Origin of the sequence: Streptosporangium sp. NPDC000095, assembly GCF_042899335.1 — a bacterium.
Lineage (GTDB): Bacteria > Actinomycetota > Actinomycetes > Streptosporangiales > Streptosporangiaceae > Streptosporangium.
This window is the reverse complement of record NZ_JBIAZS010000007.1, coordinates 15,271-34,211: the sequence shown is the minus strand read 5'-3', so window position 1 is coordinate 34,211 and position 18,941 is coordinate 15,271. Positions and strand designations below refer to the sequence as shown.

At 69.9% G+C, this 18,941-nt stretch carries 15 protein-coding genes and 1 pseudogene; 7 read left to right on the top strand and 9 right to left on the bottom strand.

All coding sequences use genetic code 11. From position 1 onward, the window contains the following. Nucleotides 1–83 precede the first annotated feature (83 nt). Nucleotides 84–248, bottom strand: a complete 165-nt coding sequence (locus ACFY3V_RS17430; RefSeq protein WP_350949594.1) for a hypothetical protein — start codon at nt 246–248, stop codon at nt 84–86. A gap of 159 nt (nt 249–407) precedes the next feature. Between ACFY3V_RS17430 and ACFY3V_RS17425 the strand changes: the two genes are divergently transcribed. Next, nucleotides 408–2,522: an ATP-binding protein gene (locus tag ACFY3V_RS17425; RefSeq protein WP_389774324.1), complete on the top strand. Its 2,115-nt coding sequence runs from the start codon at nt 408–410 to the stop codon at nt 2,520–2,522. Nucleotide 2,523: 1 nt separating this feature from the next. Here ACFY3V_RS17425 and ACFY3V_RS17420 read toward each other — a convergent pair whose 3' ends face one another. After that, a complete protein-coding gene (locus ACFY3V_RS17420) occupies nt 2,524–3,519 on the bottom strand; it encodes a 4-epi-cubebol synthase (protein WP_389774322.1) in 996 nt (331 codons plus the stop codon). A 330-nt stretch (nt 3,520–3,849) separates the two neighbouring features. On the opposite strand from ACFY3V_RS17420, the gene ACFY3V_RS17415 reads away from it, so the two are divergent. Further along, nucleotides 3,850–4,758, top strand: coding sequence for a proteasome assembly chaperone family protein (locus ACFY3V_RS17415; protein WP_389774319.1), 909 nt, complete (start codon nt 3,850–3,852; stop codon nt 4,756–4,758). A gap of 69 nt (nt 4,759–4,827) precedes the next feature. Next, entirely contained in the window at nt 4,828–5,895 is a 1,068-nt protein-coding gene (locus ACFY3V_RS17410) for a Gfo/Idh/MocA family oxidoreductase (protein WP_389774316.1), read from the top strand. A gap of 3 nt (nt 5,896–5,898) precedes the next feature. On the opposite strand, the gene ACFY3V_RS17405 is transcribed toward ACFY3V_RS17410, so the two are convergent. Beyond that, nucleotides 5,899–6,699: a tyrosine-protein phosphatase gene (locus ACFY3V_RS17405; RefSeq protein ID WP_350949570.1), complete on the bottom strand. Its 801-nt coding sequence runs from the start codon at nt 6,697–6,699 to the stop codon at nt 5,899–5,901. Nucleotides 6,700–6,862: 163 nt separating this feature from the next. Between ACFY3V_RS17405 and ACFY3V_RS17400 the strand changes: the two genes are divergently transcribed. Further along, a complete protein-coding gene (locus ACFY3V_RS17400) occupies nt 6,863–7,735 on the top strand; it encodes a hypothetical protein (RefSeq protein ID WP_389774313.1) in 873 nt (290 codons plus the stop codon). Between the two features lie 181 nt (nt 7,736–7,916). Here ACFY3V_RS17400 and ACFY3V_RS17395 read toward each other — a convergent pair whose 3' ends face one another. Continuing rightward, nucleotides 7,917–10,016 (bottom strand): M6 family metalloprotease domain-containing protein, encoded by a 2,100-nt coding sequence (locus ACFY3V_RS17395; RefSeq protein ID WP_389774310.1) that lies wholly within the window; start codon nt 10,014–10,016, stop codon nt 7,917–7,919. A gap of 141 nt (nt 10,017–10,157) precedes the next feature. Here ACFY3V_RS17395 and ACFY3V_RS17390 point away from each other — a divergent pair, with 141 nt between their 5' ends. Together ACFY3V_RS17390 and ACFY3V_RS17385 are read left to right on the top strand one after the other, a co-directional pair. Further along, complete coding sequence (locus ACFY3V_RS17390) at nt 10,158–11,216, top strand: hypothetical protein (protein ID WP_389774307.1); 1,059 nt, start codon at nt 10,158–10,160, stop codon at nt 11,214–11,216. Between the two features lie 55 nt (nt 11,217–11,271). Continuing rightward, complete coding sequence (locus tag ACFY3V_RS17385) at nt 11,272–11,442, top strand: hypothetical protein (protein WP_389774304.1); 171 nt, start codon at nt 11,272–11,274, stop codon at nt 11,440–11,442. A gap of 207 nt (nt 11,443–11,649) precedes the next feature. On the opposite strand, the gene ACFY3V_RS17380 is transcribed toward ACFY3V_RS17385, so the two are convergent. Both ACFY3V_RS17380 and ACFY3V_RS17375 read right to left on the bottom strand, forming a co-directional pair. After that, complete coding sequence (locus tag ACFY3V_RS17380) at nt 11,650–12,750, bottom strand: alpha/beta fold hydrolase (RefSeq protein ID WP_389774302.1); 1,101 nt, start codon at nt 12,748–12,750, stop codon at nt 11,650–11,652. Between the two features lie 627 nt (nt 12,751–13,377). Beyond that, nucleotides 13,378–13,599, bottom strand: a pseudogene (locus tag ACFY3V_RS17375) (IS630 family transposase); the annotation flags it as partial. Between the two features lie 138 nt (nt 13,600–13,737). Between ACFY3V_RS17375 and ACFY3V_RS17370 the strand changes: the two are divergent. After that, nucleotides 13,738–14,229, top strand: coding sequence for a nitroreductase/quinone reductase family protein (locus ACFY3V_RS17370; protein WP_362922873.1), 492 nt, complete (start codon nt 13,738–13,740; stop codon nt 14,227–14,229). A 54-nt stretch (nt 14,230–14,283) separates the two neighbouring features. Here the strand turns inward: ACFY3V_RS17370 and ACFY3V_RS17365 are convergent, their stop codons facing one another. From ACFY3V_RS17365 to ACFY3V_RS17355, 3 genes are all read right to left on the bottom strand, one after another. Next, entirely contained in the window at nt 14,284–16,050 is a 1,767-nt protein-coding gene (locus ACFY3V_RS17365) for an FAD-binding oxidoreductase (protein ID WP_389774298.1), read from the bottom strand. A gap of 162 nt (nt 16,051–16,212) precedes the next feature. Continuing rightward, nucleotides 16,213–17,721: an aromatic amino acid ammonia-lyase gene (locus tag ACFY3V_RS17360; RefSeq protein ID WP_350949575.1), complete on the bottom strand. Its 1,509-nt coding sequence runs from the start codon at nt 17,719–17,721 to the stop codon at nt 16,213–16,215. After that, complete coding sequence (locus tag ACFY3V_RS17355; RefSeq protein WP_389774294.1) at nt 17,718–18,890, bottom strand: long-chain fatty acid--CoA ligase; 1,173 nt, start codon at nt 18,888–18,890, stop codon at nt 17,718–17,720. The genes ACFY3V_RS17360 and ACFY3V_RS17355 overlap by 4 nt, the downstream gene beginning before the upstream one ends. Between the last annotated feature and the right edge of the window lie 51 nt (nt 18,891–18,941).

The following is an 18,941-nucleotide window of genomic DNA, read 5'->3' as shown; positions in this document are numbered from 1 at the left end:
GCCGCGCGAAGCCCTCCCGGCCGGCCCCCGCGACGAGAGCCCCGCGAAGGGGCTCGGCCGCGGGGACCGGCTCGCGGGAAAGGTCACCAGTGGGGAGGACGGTCCTCGATCAGACGGGCGTCGTCGTCGGCCTCACGCCACTCGTTCCAGCCGAGATCGGTGTCGTCGACGGTCTGGTCGGGCAGGATCGGCAGCCCGTCGTCGGCGAGGTCGACGGGGCGCAGGTCATCGGGCTCGGGCACTGTCACGAGCCCCATGCTAGCCACCCTCGCGGCCCGCGCTCCCCTTCTCGGGAAAGCCCGCGCCCCGCGTCCGGAGAGGGCCCGCGCCCGCGCTGTACGGGGACAGGCCAAGGCCCAGACGGTACGATGCGGTGGCAGGTTCCGGCTATCCCCCCGTGAGGCGCCATGACAACGCCAGCAGGATGGCGGCGAGACGGCAATCTGCCCAACGAGCTGACCAGCTTCGTGGGGCGCACCAGGTTGCTCACCACACTCAGGCAGCGACTGGGCGAGCACCGCCTGGTCACGGTGACCGGCATCGGGGGCGTCGGCAAGTCCCGCACCGCCCTGCGGATCGCCCACCAGATGCGGGGTGACTTCAAGGACGGCGTCTGGTTCGCCGACCTGGCCCGCCTCCAGGACCCGGGGATGGTCCGTCACACGATCACCTCGGCCCTCGGGATCGCCGACCAGTCCGCCCGCTCGGCGGACGAGACGCTGGTCGAGTGGCTGGGCGACCGCGAGATCCTTCTGATCATCGACACGTGCGAGCACCTGGTCGACGCGTGCGGCACCCTCTTCGAGGACCTGCTCGGCAGCGCCCGCGGGCTCACCATCCTGGCGACCAGCCGTCAGTCGCTGAACTGCAGGGGTGAGCACACGGTCACCATCCCGCCGCTCACCGTTCCCGGCGACTCCTCGGGCGAGGACGTCTTCACCAACGAGGCGGTGCAGCTCTTCGTCACGCGGGCGAGCGCGGTGGTGCCCAACTTCATGCTGGACGAGGGCAACATCGGCCCGGTGGCCGAGCTCTGCCGCCGGCTCGACGGCATACCGCTCGCCATCGAGCTCGCCGCGGTCCGGATGCGCGCCCTGTCGGTGGAGCAGATCCTCGGTCTGCTCGCCGACCGGTTCAGCCTGCTCGCGGGGGCGAGCCGCACCGCGCTGCCCAGGCACCAGACGCTGCGGGCCGCGATCGGCTGGAGCCACGAACTGTGCGAGCCGGCCGAACGGCTGCTGTGGGCGCGGCTCTCGGTCTTCGCGGGGGACTTCGAGCTCGACGCCGCCCGCTATGTCTGCTCGGGCGACAACCTCCCCTCCGAGGACATCATGGAGCTCATCTCCAGCCTGGTGGAGAAGTCGATCCTGCTGAGCGACGGCACGCCCTCCGGACACCGCTACCGGCTGATCGACACCCTGCGGCAGTACGGCGAGGAGTGGCTGGACAAGCTCGGCGAGAGCGCCGTGATCAGGGAGAGGCACCGCGACTACTACCTGCAGCTGGCCAAGCGGAGCGAGGACGCCTGGTCGGGCGCCCGTCAGGTCTACTGGTACGTCAGGATGCGCCACGAGCACGACAACATCCGCGTCGCGCTCGACCACTGCCTGCGCACTCCCGGCGAGGTGCAGGCGGGGCTGAAGCTTCTGTCCTCGCTGTGGTTCATGTGGGTGGCCTGCGGGCTGGCCCGCGAGGGCAGGCTTTATCTGGAGAAGACCCTGGAGCTGGCGCGCCAGCCGAGCCCCGACCGGTGCAAGGCGCTGTGGGTGCTGTCCTACATCAACAGCGCGCAGGGAAACATCACCGGCGCCATCGAGGCCGCGGAGCAGTGCAGCTCCGACGCCGTCAGGGTCGGGGACTCCGGCGCGGTCATCCTCGCCACCAAGATGCTCGGCACGGCCGCGTTCCTGCAGAACGACCTGCAGAAGGCGAGCGCGCTGCTGGGCGTGGCGATCGAGTTCCACAAGAGCGGCCGCGAGCTCAACCCGGGCCTGCTGCCCTCGATCGTCGAGCTGTCCATGGTGCTGCTCATCCAGAACGAGCCGGCCGAGGCCGAGGTGCTGCTGCGCGACTGCATCGCGGTCTGCACCCAGCGCGGCGAGCTGTGGCTGCGCTCGTACGCCATCTACGCGCTCGCCAGCGTGTACCAGGTGATGGGCCGCTCCCCCGAGGCCATGTCGAACGCGCGCGAGGCGCTGCGACTCAAGCGTTACTTCCACGACGTGCTCGGGATCGGCCTCGCGATCGAGGTGGTGGCCAAGCAGGCGCTGGAAGACGGGCAGGCGGAGCTCGCGGCCCGGCTGATGGGCGGCGGCCAGGCCAACTGGCGGACCTTCGGGATGCCGCAGCTGGGCTCCCCGTTCTTCAACTCCGAGCACGACCGCTGTGTCAAGGAGTGCAGGCGCATCCTCGGCGAGGAGGCTCACGAGAAGGCCTTCGCCCAGGGCAGGAAGCTGAACCTGGAGGAGCTGATCGTCCTCGCGCTCGGAGACCACGAGGACGGTCAGATCGTTCGGGGGTGAGTCATCGGGCGGAGGGCTCGGGCGCCTCGGCCTGCCAGGCGGACGTGTACCGGGAGCTGGTCAGCGAGTAGTCGACGCTGCCGCTGATCCAGAACTCCAGACCGCGCACGTAGGCGAGCACCGCCTCGGAACCGAGCGCCTCCAGCGAGGGGCGCAGTGCCACCATGTCGGCGATCGCCCGGTTGCGCATGGCGCCGATCGCCTCCATCGCCTGCTGCCGCGAGTAGCCCCGGTGCCTGGCGAGCACGCTCACGAGGTTGTTGCGCGAGTTGGCGCCGTCGCTCTCCTTGGCGTACGAGATGAGGTCGTTGTCCCAGACGACGACGTCGTTGGCGCTCTCGGTGATCGCCTTGACATCGGGGTGGCGCCACTCCTCGGGGGTGAGGCTGCATCCGCTGGCGATGTCGATGAGGGCGAATACGGTGAGCATGGCGCCGGTGCGCCGTCGCATGAAGATGTAGTCGTCCACCTGCGGCACGATGTCGGCCTCGCGGTTGGCGGCCTCCCACACCTGGGCGAAGAGGTAGTCCTTGGTAACGGCGCGCCAGCGGTCGAGCTGGTCGTCGTCGCCGTACCTGGAGATCCTGGTCTTGATCTCCAGGAGCGTCCTGGCGAAGACGTCGTCCACCTCCTGCCCGGCCTCAAGGTCGTCGAGGACGGTGAACAGCCGGGGCAGGGCCCGGCTTATCTCACCGGCGCCGCGGCCCGACTCGCAGAAGGCGTCGTCGAAGGCGAACAGCCACACGCACCAGTCGGTCGCCAGGCGGAGCGTGTGGTGTTCGGCATAGGGATACGTGCGGGCTCCCAGCCAGCCGTACTTGGCCTGGCGGTAGCGCTGGACGGTCTCGGGATCCTCCAGGATGCCCGTTTCCACCAGCCAGTCGAGGGTCTCGGTGTTGACCCGCTCGACATGGGGGTTGACCTCGCTGGGGAAGGGACAGGGCAGCGGAGGGATGCGGAGAGACAGGTCTGACCTACGCGTAGTAGTAGTTCCCACTCCCCAAGGATGGCCGAAGGACGCTTGTTTTCCTATACATCAGGAAACACCTGGATATCGTGGACTTCTGATTCACCACGTGAATCATTTTCAGGTGTTCGTCCCCCGTCGTCGGTGCGGCCCGCCACGACCTCGGCTCCTACACGGGCTCGGAGCCGCCCCGGCTCGCCGAGGCGGACGGACGGGTTGCGAACCCCTCATGCCCAGGGTCAGGCTGCATGTGACCCACCGCGCCCCGGTAGGGTGCCGTGTGATCGCCGAGAGCAGGCGGAATTCAGCGGCCCCCCAGCGGGTTGAGCTGAAAAGACGACCGACGAAAGGCTGGAAACGGTGTTCGACCCGACGGATCTCTACCGGCTCAGCGGAGACGTCCCTGAGCTGACCGATCCGGTGCTGCTCTACCACTTCGACGGGTTCGTGGACGCGGGCGGCGCCGGAAAACTCGCCATCACCCACCTGCTCGACGAGCTGGAGCACCAGGTCGTGGCCACCTTTGACGTGGACCGTCTGCTGGACTACCGCTCCCGCAGGCCCACCATGACCTTCGACACCGATCGTTGGGTCGCCCTGGAGAGCCCCGAGCTCGTGCTCCACCTGGTCCACGACACCACGGGGACCCCGTTCCTGCTGCTCAGCGGCCCCGAGCCCGACCGCGAGTGGGAGCTGTTCACCGCGGCCGTCGACACGCTGGTCACCCGGCTGAAGGTCGGCAAGCTGGTGACCACCCACGGCATCCCGATGGCCGTCCCGCACACCCGCCCGCTGGGCGTCACCGGCCACGCCAGCCGTCCCGAGCTGGTCACCGGCCAGACCAGCGCCTTCGGCAAGGTCCAGGTGCCCGGCAGCGTGGCCTCGCTGATCGAGTTCCGGCTCGGCGCCAAGGGGCACGACGCCCTCGGCTACGCCGTACACGTCCCGCACTATCTCGCCCAGGCCGAATACCCGGCGTCCGCGGTGACCGCGCTGGAGGCGGTCACCAAGGGCACCGGGCTGGTGTTCCCGCTGGAGAGCCTGCGCGAGGCCGCGGAGAAGACCGACGCCGAGATCGCCGAGCAGATCCAGGCCTCCCAGGAGCTGTCCACCGCCATCACCGGCCTGGAGCAGCAGTACGACGCGTTCGCGGCGGGCTCCGAGCGCGAGAGCCTGATGGCCGAGTCCTCGGAGATGCCGACCGGCGACGAGCTCGCCGCCCAGTTCGAGGCGTTCCTGGCCGAGCGTGACGAGCGGCGCGGTGACTGACCCGCGCGCCGGCCTCGCCGGGCGCGAAAGCGGGCACCCGTCCCCTGCCACCGACCCGCCGGCCGCGCCATGACCGACCTGCGCGTCGGCCTTGTCGGCTACGGCGTGGCCGGGGCGTTCTTCCATGCCCCGCTGATCTCCACGACGCCGGGTCTGAGACTGTCCGCGGTGGTCACCGGCGATCCCGGGCGGGCCGCCGAGGTGTCGGAGAAGTACGGCGCGCGGACGACCGGGGACGCCGCCGAGCTGTGGGACTCCGTCGACCTGGTCGTGATCGCCTCCCCCAACCGTACGCACGTCCCGCTCGCGCAGGCCGCGCTGAGGGCGGGCCTGCCCGTGGTGGTGGACAAGCCGCTGGCCGCGACCACCGCGCAGGCGCGCGGCCTGGCGGATCTGGCGGGCGATCTCGGCCTGATGCTGACCGTGTTCCAGAACCGGCGCTGGGACGGCGACTTCCGCACCGTCGAGCGCCTCGTCGCCGAGGGCGCGCTGGGCGAGGTGCGCCGGTTCGAGTCGCGTTTCGAACGCTGGCGGCCGGTGCCGAAGGGCGGCTGGCGCGAGACGGGCGGGAGCGAGGAGGTCGCGGGACTGCTGTACGACCTCGGCAGTCACCTGGTCGACCAGGCCCTGCGGCTGCTCGGTCCGGCCGTCGAGGTCTACGCCGAGTCCGACGTGCGCCGCCGCGGGGTGAACTCCGACGACGACACGTTCATCGCCGTCTCCCACGCGAGCGGGGCCCGCTCCCACCTGTGGGTGAGCGCGGTCGCGCCCCGGCTGGGCCCTCGTTTCCGGGTGCTGGGCTCGCGGGCCGGCTACCTGAAGTACGGCCTGGACGTGCAGGAGGAGCAGTTGCGCGCCGGGCTGACCCCCGCCTCCCCCGGCTTCGGCGAGGAGCCGTCCGAGCGGTGGGGCACCCTCGGCGCGGAGGGCGGAGGTCCCGGCGAGGAGGCCCGTGCCGTCCCCACCGAGCCCGGCGCCTACGCCGACTTCTACCGGGACGTGGTGGCGTGCCTCACCCGGGGCGCCCCGCCACCGGTCGCCCCCGAAGAGGTCGTCGAGGCGCTCACCGTGCTGGAGGCCGCCCGGCGCTCGGCCGCCGAGCGCCGGGTCGTCACTCTGGAAACCTCCGGTTCCTGACCGTCAGTCGCGCAGGCGTGCGCGCAGGAGACGCGAGTCGCCCTCGCTCCAGCCGTGGGAGGCGAGCCACTCCAGCGGTCCGCCGAAACGGTCGTCGAGGACGCTCAGGAACCGCTCGATGTACTCCGACCTCGGCCGGTGGTCGTCTGCCGGGCGGGTGTCGAGGTCGGCGCGGTAGGTGGTGCTGGAGCGCAGCCGCGCCAGGATGCCCTCAAGGCGGTCGCCCGTGGCGACGTAGTCGGCGACGATCGCCTCGCGGGTGGCGCCGGCGACCTCCAGCGCGAGGGCGCAGACGACGCCCGTGCGGTCCTTGCCCGCCGCGCAGTGGACGATGGCGGCCCCCTCGTCGAGGGCGAGGGCGCGCAGGGCGGCCAGGACCGAGTCGGGACGGTCGCGAAGGTAGCCGTAGTAGAACCCGGTCACCCGGAGCTCGGCGAGATCCTCCTCCAGCCGCTCCTCCGTCCAGGGCAGCACCTTGTCGGCCTCGATGGTGTCGGCCTCGACGTCGGTGTACACGCCGCCCTCGGCGAACAGGGTGTGGTGGTGGATGTTCACCTCCGGCACCTTGGTGAGCGGCCCCGGCCCCTCCAGACGCACCTCGGGACCCGAGCGCAGGTCGACGACGTTGCGGAGCTTCAGAGCGGTGACGAGTTGCCGGATGTCTCTTCCGGTCAGCCCTTGCAGGTTGTCGGACCGGTAGATCCGGCCGAAGCGTGTGGTCCCGCCGTCCACCGTGGCGAGCCCGCCGAGGTCGCGGACGTTGACGGCACCTTCAAGATCGATCCAACGCGTGAAGTCGTTCATCGCCTTCGAGTCTATACATCGCCTTACGTCCGGACCGTTAACTGCCGACGTCGGCATCCGTAATCGTCGATGTCCTCGTTTGGCATTGGTAAGTGCGCCTTTTCTCCCTTTATGGGTGACAGTGGAAGGACCGGTCCTGTACTCCCCGCCACAAGGAGGTCGCGTGGATCAGAGGAGACGTCCCCCGCATTTTCTGGTCGATCCGGCCCTGCCGGCCCCGATCTCCTCGGTCTTACGCGCCAGTCCGCAGGCGCTGCGCGCGGCCCGGCTGGGGCAGGCTCCCCGGCGCAGGGGACCCGACCCCGTCAAGCTGGTCGCGATCGCCGGCCTCCTGCTGCTCATGGCGAGCCTGAGTCCTACGGGAGGCTTCGTCGCCGTCCTCGTCCTCGTCGTCTTCTCCACGCTGCGCGGTGTGAGCGACGATCCCGAGGGCCGGCGGGAACGGCGGCGCGTCCGGGTGGCCATGGAGTACAAGGACCGGTTCATCCTGCCGGAAGACCTCGACCGTGACTGCGGAGACCTGCTCCGCCGCGCGCAGGACGCCGAGGAGTCGATCCTCACCTCCGAGATCAACAGGGCGAACCTGCTCGACACCGTCGACAACGCGGTGACCCTGCCCGAGCAGACCTGGCAGATCGCGAGGAAACTGGTGCTCCTGTCGGACATGAGGGCCGAGCACAACCGGCTCGTACCCGGCGAACCCCCACCCGAGGTGGCCGAGTCCTTCGCCCCCTACGTGAAGGCCCTGGAGACCGCCGAGATCTCGCTGACCAGGCGGGTCCGCGCGCTGGAGGAGTACGCCAGGCAGGTGCGCAAGGCCGACGGCGTCTACCGCGCCTACCAGCAGTTGCGGACACTCGCGGAACGGACCCCGCGCTACGAGGCGCTGGTCGCCGAGACCGCGCAGGACACGCTGGACATCCCCGGCCTTGAACGCCTGAGCGAACAGGCCCGGCAGGTCGAGAAGCTGTTCCACGAGAGCATCGACGAGGCGCGCGACGCCGCCCGGCACCTGCTGACGGCCTCCGAGCCCTGACACGCGGCCCCACCCCCGGCGTGAGCACGGCACGCTGCACTCACGGGCACGAGCACGGCACGCACGAGCACGGCACGCACGAGCACGGCACGAGCACGGCACGCACGAGCACGAGCAGAGGTACGACGCGTTGACCCGCGCCCCGGTCCCCGCACGGGACGGGTGGGACGCGGGCCCGGCGCTAACGTCCCAGCACGAGGCAGGTCGCCTTCGCCTTCTTGGACGGGTCGCTCTCCGAGGTGGCGGTGAGGGTCACCTTCGCGAGGTGGCCGCTCTTCGCCGCGCGCAGCGCGTTCACGGTGACCAGGGTGTTCCCGCCGGAGTCGGCGGTCGCGAGCTCGTTGGGCAGCGAGGCCGTCCAGCCGCGGCCCTCGACGCTCGCCGACAGCCGGTAGACGTCACCCTTGAGGTATGCGCTCACGTCCTCGGGGTGCTGCCCCCGCGCCGGGGCGACCCTGCCGGTGTTGAACAGCGGGAAGCGGCAGGACATCAGGTCCTTCCCCTTCGGGACTCCGACGGACGGCAGCAGCCTCACTCCGCGCCCGTTCGGGCCGGCGCCGTCCAGGGAGCGGATCGCCACCGTGTACGACAGGACGCCCTCGCGGTCGCGCTTGAGGTCCAGGACGTAGAAGTGGAGCCGGTTGGCCCGGTCCACGTACTCGAACTCCGAGCCCGAGCCGGTGCCCGCGTGGAACAGCGCGTCCGACAGCTGACGGTAGTCGCCGATCGTGATGGGCACGGCGGTGCCGTCCGGCAGCACGTAGTCGGTCATGCCGATGTCCTGCGGGTTGGCGTCGACCACCCACTCGAAGGGCGCGCGGTCCTCGTTCTTGGTCTTGGCCAGCAGCACGCCGGAGTCGGGGGTGAAGGAGTCGGCGCCCATCCTGTCCACGACCTCGACGGTGTAGTTGTCGTAGCCGCCGCCGTCGCAGAACGGGTCGGTGTTCACGTCGCAGGCCGGGCTGCGGTCGCCGTTCCCGAAGGCGATGTTGACGCCCGACAGGCCGCCGGGTCCCGGCTGCGCCACCCGGGCGGTCACCTTGGCCACCACCAGGCCGGAGTCGGCCAGCGCCTCCCTGGACAGGCGCAGCACGTTCGCCTCGTCCACCATCTCCAGCTTGATCTTGTTGCGGAGCATGTGCTGGGCGCCCATCGAGCCGCCCGAGGTGGGCGGGATCAGCCAGCGGCTGTGCGGGCCGCCGGGGCCGTTGAAGCTTCCCCGGCTGAGCATCTCCCAGACTCCGGTGTACGCCCGGCGCGGTGGCACCCCGAACGGGTTGTTGTAGTTGTCGCCGATGCCGAGGATGTGGCTGAGCTCGTGGGCGTAGACGCCCTGCCCCGAACTCTCGGCCTGGGTGGAGGAGCCGCCTCCGGCGTTGGGCCAGATGGACGCGGCCGAGGCCCAGGACGTCCACTCCACGTAGCGGGTCCTGGCCCAGTTGGGCAGGGCCGGGTCGGGCGGGCCGAAGTCGTCGGTCACCGCCTCCTTGGTGGGGAACTTGATCGGGCCGAACTCCTGCCAGGTCGCCGACTCGTCCTGCCCCGCGCTCAGGTAGAAGACGAAGTCGAAGCCCGCGGGGACCTCCTGGCCGACGGAGCCGACCCACGCGGCCCGCGCGTCGGTCCTGATGTTCCTGGTGCAGGTGTCCCCGGACGGGCAGGCCGTGCCTCCCTGGAACTCCATCGCGTACTCGTGTGACTTGCCCGGCATCAGGTACGGGCCGAAGGAGGCGAGTTCCACGCCGTAGCGGCCTCCGGAGTCCTCCATCCAGTATTCGTGGATGGTGTGCCCCCGGTTGAGCTCGTTGGGGGTGTTGAGGAAGTCCTGGTAGAACCGGGCGACCTTCTCACGGGGGATGTCGTGGGCCTCGGCGCTGGGGTTCTTGAACACGGTCGAGCCCTTGGGCTGGGTGACCACGAACGGCTGGTTGGGATAGTCGACGAGGACGAGCGCGCCACGGAAGGTCCGCTTGGACCCTTTCGCCGAGGGGTCGGCCCAGTTGGTGCCGGGGGGTCTGCGGTAGTCCGCCCACGTCATGTGGTCCGGGTTCTTCCAGTTCTGCGGGTCGATCGGTGCCGGGGCGGCGGGGTCGGCCCGCCGCGCGGCCCCTGTCTCGGGGGCGTCCTGCTGCCAGGGCTGTGTCCGGGGCCAGTGGTCCACGCGCCAGGGGTTTTCCGGGTCGGGAGCGGGCTCGGCGGAGGCGGGAACGGAGGTGAGACCGATGGGGATCAGTACGATCGCGGCAAGCAGTACCTTCAGCAACCTGGGGGGTCGTATCACGCTAAAACGGTATAGACAGCTTTCAAATAGATCAACAACCCGCTGTCAAGGAGGTCCACGAGACGTTTACCCGAGATGCATTTGAGATCTTCGGTTCATCCCCTTAACCTCTCCAAAGGGGACGAACCTACAGGAGTGCCTATGTCGACGCGGGCCGGTCGGACCATCGGCACGCGTGCCCGGGCGGTCGTCTCCATCCACTGCGCGCCCCTCGTCCTGCCCGTCGCGAGTCCTCCCGTCAGGGACGGCGCGATCGTCGTCAGGGGCGACCGGATCGTGCGGGTCGGACCGCGCGCCGAGATCGAGGCCGCCCACCCCCTGCTCTCCCCGGTGCACTGGCCCGGCATGATCGTTCCGGGGCTGATCGACGCGCATCTCCGGCTTGAGAGGACCTCGCCCCCGGCCTCCGTGCACGGCGTCACCGCGGTGGGAGGCATCGCCGCGGATCTCGACGCCGCCTCCACCCTCGGCGAGGCCGGGCTGGACGGCGTGACCTACCTGGAGACCCGCTGCGAGGACGAGGAGCGGTGGGAGGACGAGGGACGCGACCGCCTGATCACCGCGATCCGCGAGGTCGACCACCCCGGCGTCATCGGCATCGCCGCCCACTCCCCCGACCCCCTCGTCATGGAGGACCTCGCCGTCCTGTCACGGACGTTCGGGCTCCGGCTGCACGCCGAGCCCGGCCGCCGCCCGATCGCCTTCCTCGACGAGGTGGGGGTGCTCACCGCGGGCTGTCACATCGCGATCTCCGGTCCGCTCGACGAGGCCGACCGCAAACTCCTCAAGGTCCGCGGCACGGTGATCGCCATCTCGTCGCCGTTCGCCGCGGAAGGTCTCCTCGACGGCGGGAGCGCGATCGCCGTCGGCACCCGTACCGGCGGCGACCCGCTCTCGGTCGCCCGCGCGCTCTCGCACGCCCCGGACCACGACCGCCTCCTGGTCGAGGCGGTGACGCTGGGCGGCGCCCGGGCGCTGGGCATGGACGAGGGGCCCGGCCGCCTGGGCTCCCTGGGACGGGGCGGCCGGGCCGACTTCGCCGTCTTCGCCGTGGAGGCCGGCGAGCGGGACGCCTACACCGCCCTGCTCCACGAGGGACCCGGCCGGTGCGTGGCCACCTTCGTGGGCGGCCGGGCTCACTGGCGCCTCGACGAGAGCGCGAGCGCCCCCGGCACCGCGAACAGCAGACGCCTGGCCTGACCTAGTACTACAACAACGCTTTGTGATTAGTCAGTCCGGCTGTATGTCGAGCGCGGTGACCGCTGAGGACCTTCAGGCGTGGATGACGGGCCTGGACGAGATGTTCGCACGGGTGGCGGGCCGCTTCGGGCGGGTCGAGCCGCGTCAGCGGGCGCGGGCCTTCACTCCCGACCTGAAGGCTGAAGCGTCGGCCCGTAATTTCGGTAACCCCGAGGGCCGGCGGTGAGCCGGCGGCTTGCGTTGAAGACGGCAGGCCGATGTCTCCATGAAGGCTTACCTTCCCGGCCCACGGCGACGTCGCGGTGGTCGGCTGGTGACACGTCTCTTGACGGCACCCTGCCCCACCCGCACCGGCGCCCCGGGGTTCCGGACACTCAGGTCACGGTTCCACGGGTTTCGGGGCAAGACCGCGTGATCACCGGTGTCGCTGGGCTCAGCTGCGTACGGAGATCATCTGCTTGATCTGGTCGAGGACCAGTCCGGGCTTGTCCTTGGCGACGTCGTGCGAGGTGCCCTCGGCGGTGATGAGGGTACGTTCCGGTCCTGCTTTCGTGAACGCGGCCGCCGCGTCACGCCATCGCCGAGCGTCTTGCGGCGAGTCCTCGAAGGGGGTCTTCCCCGACACGATGACGGTGGTGGGGAGGCTCTTCGGCCAGGAGACCCGGTGGTACGCGTGGTGCACGGGGCCGAAGTTCGCCGCCGTCGCGATGAGCTGGCGGTTCCGCTTGGTCGACGGCTGCTTTTTGAGCTCTTCGATCTGTGGCGTGTAGGCAGCCAAGATACGGGCGATCTGCGCATCGGTATAGAACGGAGGCAGGTTCGCGTCGACAAGCACCGCGCCCGAGACCCAGCGAGGATGTTCACGGACGAAATAGGTCGCGACCTCACCGGCCTGCGAGTGCGACACGAGAATCACGTCACGGGTGACGCCGAGCTGACGCAGACCGGCCCGCAGGTCGGAGACCGCGCCATGGACGTTCCAAGCGCCTTTCACCTCGTCGCTGTCACCGAGGCCGGCCCGATCGTAGGTGATGATTTTCGACCCGGTGGCCTTTGACAGCCGCGGGACCAGGTCATTCCAGTAGGAGGAGTCCTCGCCGCCGCCGGAGTCCAGGACGATGGCGGGGAGGTGTCCGGGCGTCACGTGAAACGCCAGCCGACGTCCGTTGTTGGAGATCATCCGCAACTGCGACGCCCTCGACGACGGCTCTGGTCCCTGCGTGCCGGTTAAGGCGATCGGGCCGGTGGGAGACGCCGAGCCGGAAGCCGCCGCCGGAGCGGGCGTCGTGGAGTCACCGCACGCGGCCAGTGCCCCCACCATGACAGTGGGCAGAACGAGGGCGATACCAACCCGGCGAAGCCGGGACGAAGTCTGCATGATCATGAAATCCTTGTGATGACGGCCGCCGCGAAGCGCCTCACAGCCTCTGACGCGGTGCCGGTCGAGTGGAACAGGGCCAAGTCTTCTCGAACACCCGATCTCGATCGATCCCGCCAACCGGCCAGTTGCGGTTGTGGACGGCTGCAGGAGCATGCGGGGGTATACCCCCTAATATCGATCAATTCGGGCGCGGCTATCGATCGTCCAGGTCCTTCGGCCAGGCCTCGCCGCCGGTGACGGAGGTGAACGCCCGGTCGCGCTGGTTGCGGTCTAAGCGGTACGGGTCAGGTCGCGGACGACCTTTCCCCGCCGGGGCGGTTGTGTGGCTGTCTCGTGTGCCCGTGCCGCCTGGTAGGCCGGGTAGATGTCTCGGACCGGGACGCGGAAGCGGCCCCGGTCGGCGAGTGCTGTGGCTGACGTGAGTCCGTGGACGCCGTCGGGCCACGACCTGGGCCGCGACCGCGACCGAGTGGTTCCCCTCCAACCCGTGGCGTCTGCGGTCCGGTCCCTCGATCGTCGCGGTTCTCGAGCGCGCGGATGACTTCAGCACTGCGACATGCGAGCTGTGGCTTCCCGCCGAACTGACGTGACGGACCGCGGTCGCGGAGTCAACCGCGGTGACCTCGCCGGCGCTTGTGCGACGGCGGGTCGGGTGGTGAAAGCGATCATCTTGTTCGAAGTGAACCCTGGCCGGCTGTGAGCGGGTATGGGAAGCGAGCCATCGGCGATCCTGTTCAATCCAGTTCGTCGTAGGTGCCGACGCGTTCCCGAACAGAGCGGCTAGTGCCCTGCGTCAGAAATTCGTCGGCAATATCGGGCTAAGGATTCGAGGATCTCCTCGGCGGTCTTCTTCCAGACAAACGGGCGTGGGTTGTCGTTCCAGTCGTCGATCCAGGCGCGGATGTCACTCTCCAGGGCTTGCAGGCTTTTGTGCACTCCGCGCCGGATCATCTGGTCGGTCAGGAAGCCGAACCAGCGCACGACCTGGTTGATCCAGGAGGAGCCGGCCCGACCTCGTCCGCCCCCGCCCCGCTCGCCGCGCGGTCCGTGCACCGCGCGGTCCGTGCACCGCGCGGTCCGCCGTCCGAGGAATCGGCCGCACCCCCTCTTTAAATCCCCGCGAAGATGAAACAATGAGTCATGCCGGAAAACACGTCCCACGCGGTCACCATCAAGGAAACGCCCGTCATGATGAAATTCATGATGCGCCTCTTCAACCCCATGATGCGCAAGCAGATACGCAAGGGTAAATCGAGCTCCGTCGCCGGCGTCATACTGCTTCATATCACCGGAAGAAAGACCGGGAAAAAATACGAGATTCCTGTCATGAAGCAGGACGAGAGCGGCAGGTCGTGTGTCTACACCGAGGCCCGATGGAAGGCGAACCTGCGCGGTGGCGCCGATATCGAGGTGACCGAGATGGGGGTGCGCACCCCCATGCGCGCCGAACTGATGGACGATCCCGACACCATGGCCGCCGAGATGGAGTCCCTGATCGAGAAGATCGGGCTCAAGGAGGCACGGCAACGGCTCGGCATCGTCGTCAACGTCGACCGCACACCGACCCGTGAGGAGCTCGCCGAGGCGATCCGGCGGCGCGACCTCGGGGTCGTCTATCTGACACCGCGCTAGGGAGCGGGGCAGGGCCCCCACCGGGAGGAAAGTCCCGGCGGGGGGACCCTTCGCTCAGTCGGGGCGGCCGAGCGAACGCAGGTTGTTCGCGTGCCTCGGAGAAACCCTCCGGGGGTATTTCTTGGTCTCGGCCTTGCGGGGGTTCTTGGGGCGGGTCTGCGGGGGCGGCGAGGGCAGGGTGTCCGAGGCTCCGGGCAACCGGACCGACAACGCGTGGTTGAAGACGTCGCGGGGATCCCATTTCGCCTTGACCTGCTGCAACTTCGGATAGTTGTCCTTGTAGTACAGCTTGTGCCAGGGCACTCCCGAGGTGTTCAGCGCGGGATCGGCGAGGTCGTTGTCGGGGTAGTTGATGTACGCGCCGTCGTAGGCCTCGCCGGGGACGGGAACGCCGCCCGTGTCGGCGTGCATCTCCCGATAGGCGTCGCGGATCGACGCCAGCCACCTGTCGTCCTCCGCCGGGTCCCACCAGCCGACGTCGAAGAAGCCGATGAGCGGCGCGGTCCTGTGCGGGTTCGCCGTGGCCGCGGGATCCACTGCGTTGATCTTCCCGCCGAGCGACATCAGGTAGACCGAGGCCCCGACGTCCCCCTCGCCCTCCGTCAGATACCTGTAGACGACCTTGAGCTGCGCCGGCGTCCAGGGCTTTCTCAGGTAACCGGCCTTCGACTTGAACCTGAGCGCGTAGGCACCGGCTCCCGAGTCGTAGGAGAGGGTGACCCGCAGCCACGGCGCCACGCTGAAGTAGTCGAAGGTGGGCTCGATGCCGACACCCTCACCGACGGTCTGCACCAGGGTCCACAGGATGCCGTCCGCGCCGGGCACGTCGCCGTCCATCGCGGTGAACAGCTCGATCCTGCCGCTGGAGCGGTGGTACATGGTCAGCGAGCTGTCGATGCTCTCGAAGGCGGGGTCGCCGTGGTTCTGCTGTTGCCAGCGGGCGTAGTTGTCCGCCAGCCGGGAGAGCGCCTCCTCGGTCATGTTCTCCCAGCTCCAGCTGGCCGAGACCACGAGCTGCTGCGCGGGGGGCCTGGGCAGCAGGGTCGCGGGGTCGTTGCCTCGGGCGTTCGGGGAGCGCATCAGGTAGCGGGTGACGATCCCGAAGTTCCCGCCACCACCACCGGCGTGCGCCCACCACAGGTCCCGGTTGGGGTCGCGGGCCTCGCGGGTGGCGACGACGATCCGCGCCCGGCCCGAGCGGTCGACGACGACGACCTCCACACCGTGGAGGTGATCGATCACGAGCCCGTGCCTGCGCGACTGGGGACCGTACCCGCCGCCGGCGATGTGACCCCCCGCCCCCACGCTCGGGCAGCCACCGGCCGGGATCGTGACGCCCCAGCCGAGGTAGAGCGAACGGTAGGCCTGCCCGAGCGTGGCACCGGCCTCGATCGCGAACGCCTTGTGGGCGGGGTCGAAGTAGACGTCGTTCATCTCCGAGACGTCGATGATGATCGACGTGGCGGGGTCGTCCACGAAGTTCTCGAAGCAGTGACCGCCGCTGCGTACGACGATCTTCTTGCCCGCGCGCACGGCCTCGTTCACCACCTGCACGACCTGCTCCGCGGAGTGGACGACACGGACCGACTCCGGCTGCGCGAGAAACCGGGAGTTGTAGCCCCTGGTGATGAGTTCCGCGTATCTCGGGTCGTCCGGCTTTATCGTCGCCGCGTTCGGAGGGGGTGCGCATTCGGAACGCCCGTGCGACGACCGGCCCGCGGTCGTCGCATTCGCCGCCGATTCACCGGTGGCCAGCCCTGCGGCCGCCCCTCCCGCGACGGCCATCGCTCCCAGAAATCCACGGCGTGTTGCTTTGGCCACCGTCGTTACCAGACCTTTCGCATTTCACGTTCTCATGAGCGTTCCTCCCCGGGGAGGAATGATTTTCCTTCGCCGAGGTGCCCTCGGCGTTCCTTTTACGGCGGGATTCACGGTTCCTGCCGACGCGCGGTCCCGTGAATTCGCGAACCTCGGGAAAAGGCCTCAGCCCTCGCGGGAGAGCAGTTCCTCGGCGGCCTCCTGCAGCAGGCCGCTCGCGGCACGCACCTCGGCTGCGAGCGGCCGGTCCGCCCGCAGCGGCGGGGACACTCTGGCCAAATCGGCCCAGAGGCCGGAGGCCGTCTCGTTCCGCCCGGCGAGCGCGCCCCGCTGGGCCACGCCGACCGCGAGGGAGCCGACGACGAGCCACGCCAGCTCCACGGCCTCGGCCACCGAGTTGGCCCCGTTGAGCGCCATCGGCACGTGGTCCTGGTTGCCGCCGTTCGTCGGCAGCGCGGTGAGGGAGGCGGGATAGGCGAGCTGCCTGATCCTGGAGACGAAGGAGGTGGCGCTCAGCTGCACCCCGGCCAGCCCGCTGCCCGCCCCCGGGCGGGGGGTGAGCATCGGCGGCACCCCGCCGTTGTACGTCGGATCGCACAGCAGGGCGAGCTGCCGTTCGGCGAGGAAGGCCACCTGCTGCACGCAGAGGCCGATCTGGTCCGAGCACAGGCCGACCGGCATGGCATGGAAGTTGCCGCCGTGCAGCAGCTCACCCTCGTAGAAGATCGGGTTGTCCGTGCAGCCCATCGCCTCGCGGACGAGGATTTCCTCGGCCCCGTACAGCTGGTCGAGCACCGCGCCGAGGACCTGGGGGGCGCACCGGAGGCTGTAGGGCTCCTGCAGCGGCCGGAGCGGGTCGCGTTTCATGCCGACGGGAAGGTCCTCGCGGATCCACCGGGCCACGGTCAGCTGCCCCGTCTGCCCCCTGGCCCGGCCGATGCCCGCGTGGTAGGCCTCCGGGTTGGAGCCGAGGATGTCGGCGATCCTCGCCGTCAGCATCCCCACCGCCCTGACCAGCCGCAGCACCGCCTGGTGGTTGAGTATGCACACCGCCAGGCTCACGCTGGTCCCGTTGACGAAGGCCAGCGCCTCGCGGGCCGACCACTCGACCGGTTTGGCGTCCATGTCGGCGAGGGCCCGCGCGGCGGGCACGACCGACCAGCCGCCGTCGCCGCCGCGCACCCACGCCTCACCGGTGCCCGCGTGGGCCATCGCCGCGTGGGCGAGCGGCTGCAGGTCCCCGCTCGCGCTCACCGTGCCGTCACGCGGGATCGACGGGGTGAAGCCCGCGTTCCACAGGTCGGCCAGGGACTGCCAGAAGTCGGGCGAGACGGCCGAGTGGCCCTTGCGCATGCTGCTGAGGCGGAGCCAGACGATCAGGCGACACACCTCGGGGTCCAGCGGCCTGCCCTGGGCCGAGCCCAGGTGGGCGATGAGGCCCGCGCCCTGCTCCATGGGGGAGTCGGCGGCGGAGAACGCCACCAGGGGGCCGAACCCGTGGGTGACCCCGTAGACGGAGTCCGAGCCGGAGAGCCGTTCGGCGAGCAGGTCGACGCTGGCCCGCATGCGGTGGGCGTCCTCGTGTTCGCACGGCTCCACCCGGGCGTCCCAGTGCGCGCTCCTGACGATCGAGGCCAGGCTCTCGGTGGAACGTCCGTCGATCAATGCTGTCACGTGTCTGCTCCCGCGTCGGAAAGGGAAGGTCGCTGTAGTCGCCGGAGCTTGCCCGTGTCGGAGCGGTCGATCCGATCGACCAGGCGCACCTGGCGCGGCCGGGCGTCGAACCGCCCCACCGCCGCGCGCACCTCCGTGACGGACAGCGGTGCGCCGTCCTGCTGCACCACGAGCAGGTCGAAGTTCTCGCCGCTGAAGGCGTCCTCCACCGGGAGAAAGGCCAGATCCGCGCAGTGGAGCACCGATCTCACCGACTCCTCCAGCCTGTCGAGGTCGATCCTGCGGCCGTTGATCTTCACGAGCCGGTCGCGCCTGCCGTCGAAGCGGAACCTGCGCTCGTCGAGCCGCCGCACGTAGTCGTCGGTCCGCCAGACGTCCGTGGGCGCCTCGCCCGGCCGGAAGGCGAGCCGGGGGCTCCGGACCACCAGCGGCGCCTCCTCCTCGTACGGGTCGCCGGGCCGCCCTTCGGGCGGGAGGCCGGCCGGACCGCCGGCGGGGTCGCCGGGGACGGCGAACGCGACGTCGTCGAAGAGTTCCCACGGCGGCCCGTCCGGAGTCCAGGTCCGCGCGGCGATCCCGCCCGCCTCCGTCGAGCCGAAGACCTCCACGATGCGCATCCGCCTCGTCCCCGCCTCCTTGACGACGGACTCCGCCGTCGCGGGAAGCGTCGCCGTGCTGTGCAGCACGCTCAGGTGCTCCGTCCCCCGCACCCAGGCCACCTGCCTGCGCAGGATGGAGAAGGTCCAGGGAACGGCCACCACGGCCCAGCGCCGGGACGCGGGGGGAGGCATCGCGCCGAAGTACTGCGGGCGGTACCACGCGGGCAGCCGCAACCTGGCCGGTACGAGCACGCTCGCGAGCGCGCCGTACACGTGCCTGGGCGGCGCGAAGGAGAGCAGGGCGCTCGGGCGGTCACGCTCGATCAGGCCGGCCAGCAGTCCCGCCTCCGACCACATCTGCTCGCGGGTCCGGCGCCAGCACCGGCTCGGTCCTGTGCTGCCCGAGGTCTCCAGGTCCACGGTCTCCGCGAGGGCCTCCAGGACGAACCTCTCGACATCGGGGCCGTCGCCGAGCAGGTCCCAGCGGACCAGCCAGGGACTCTCGTTGATCCGCGGCGCCGCGAAGCCGGAGCCGAGCAACTCGGCGGGGGTCAGCTCTTCGTAGGTCACGTCACGAGGCACGGCATCTGGCACGGCGTCGGCGGACACGACGCCGCCGTG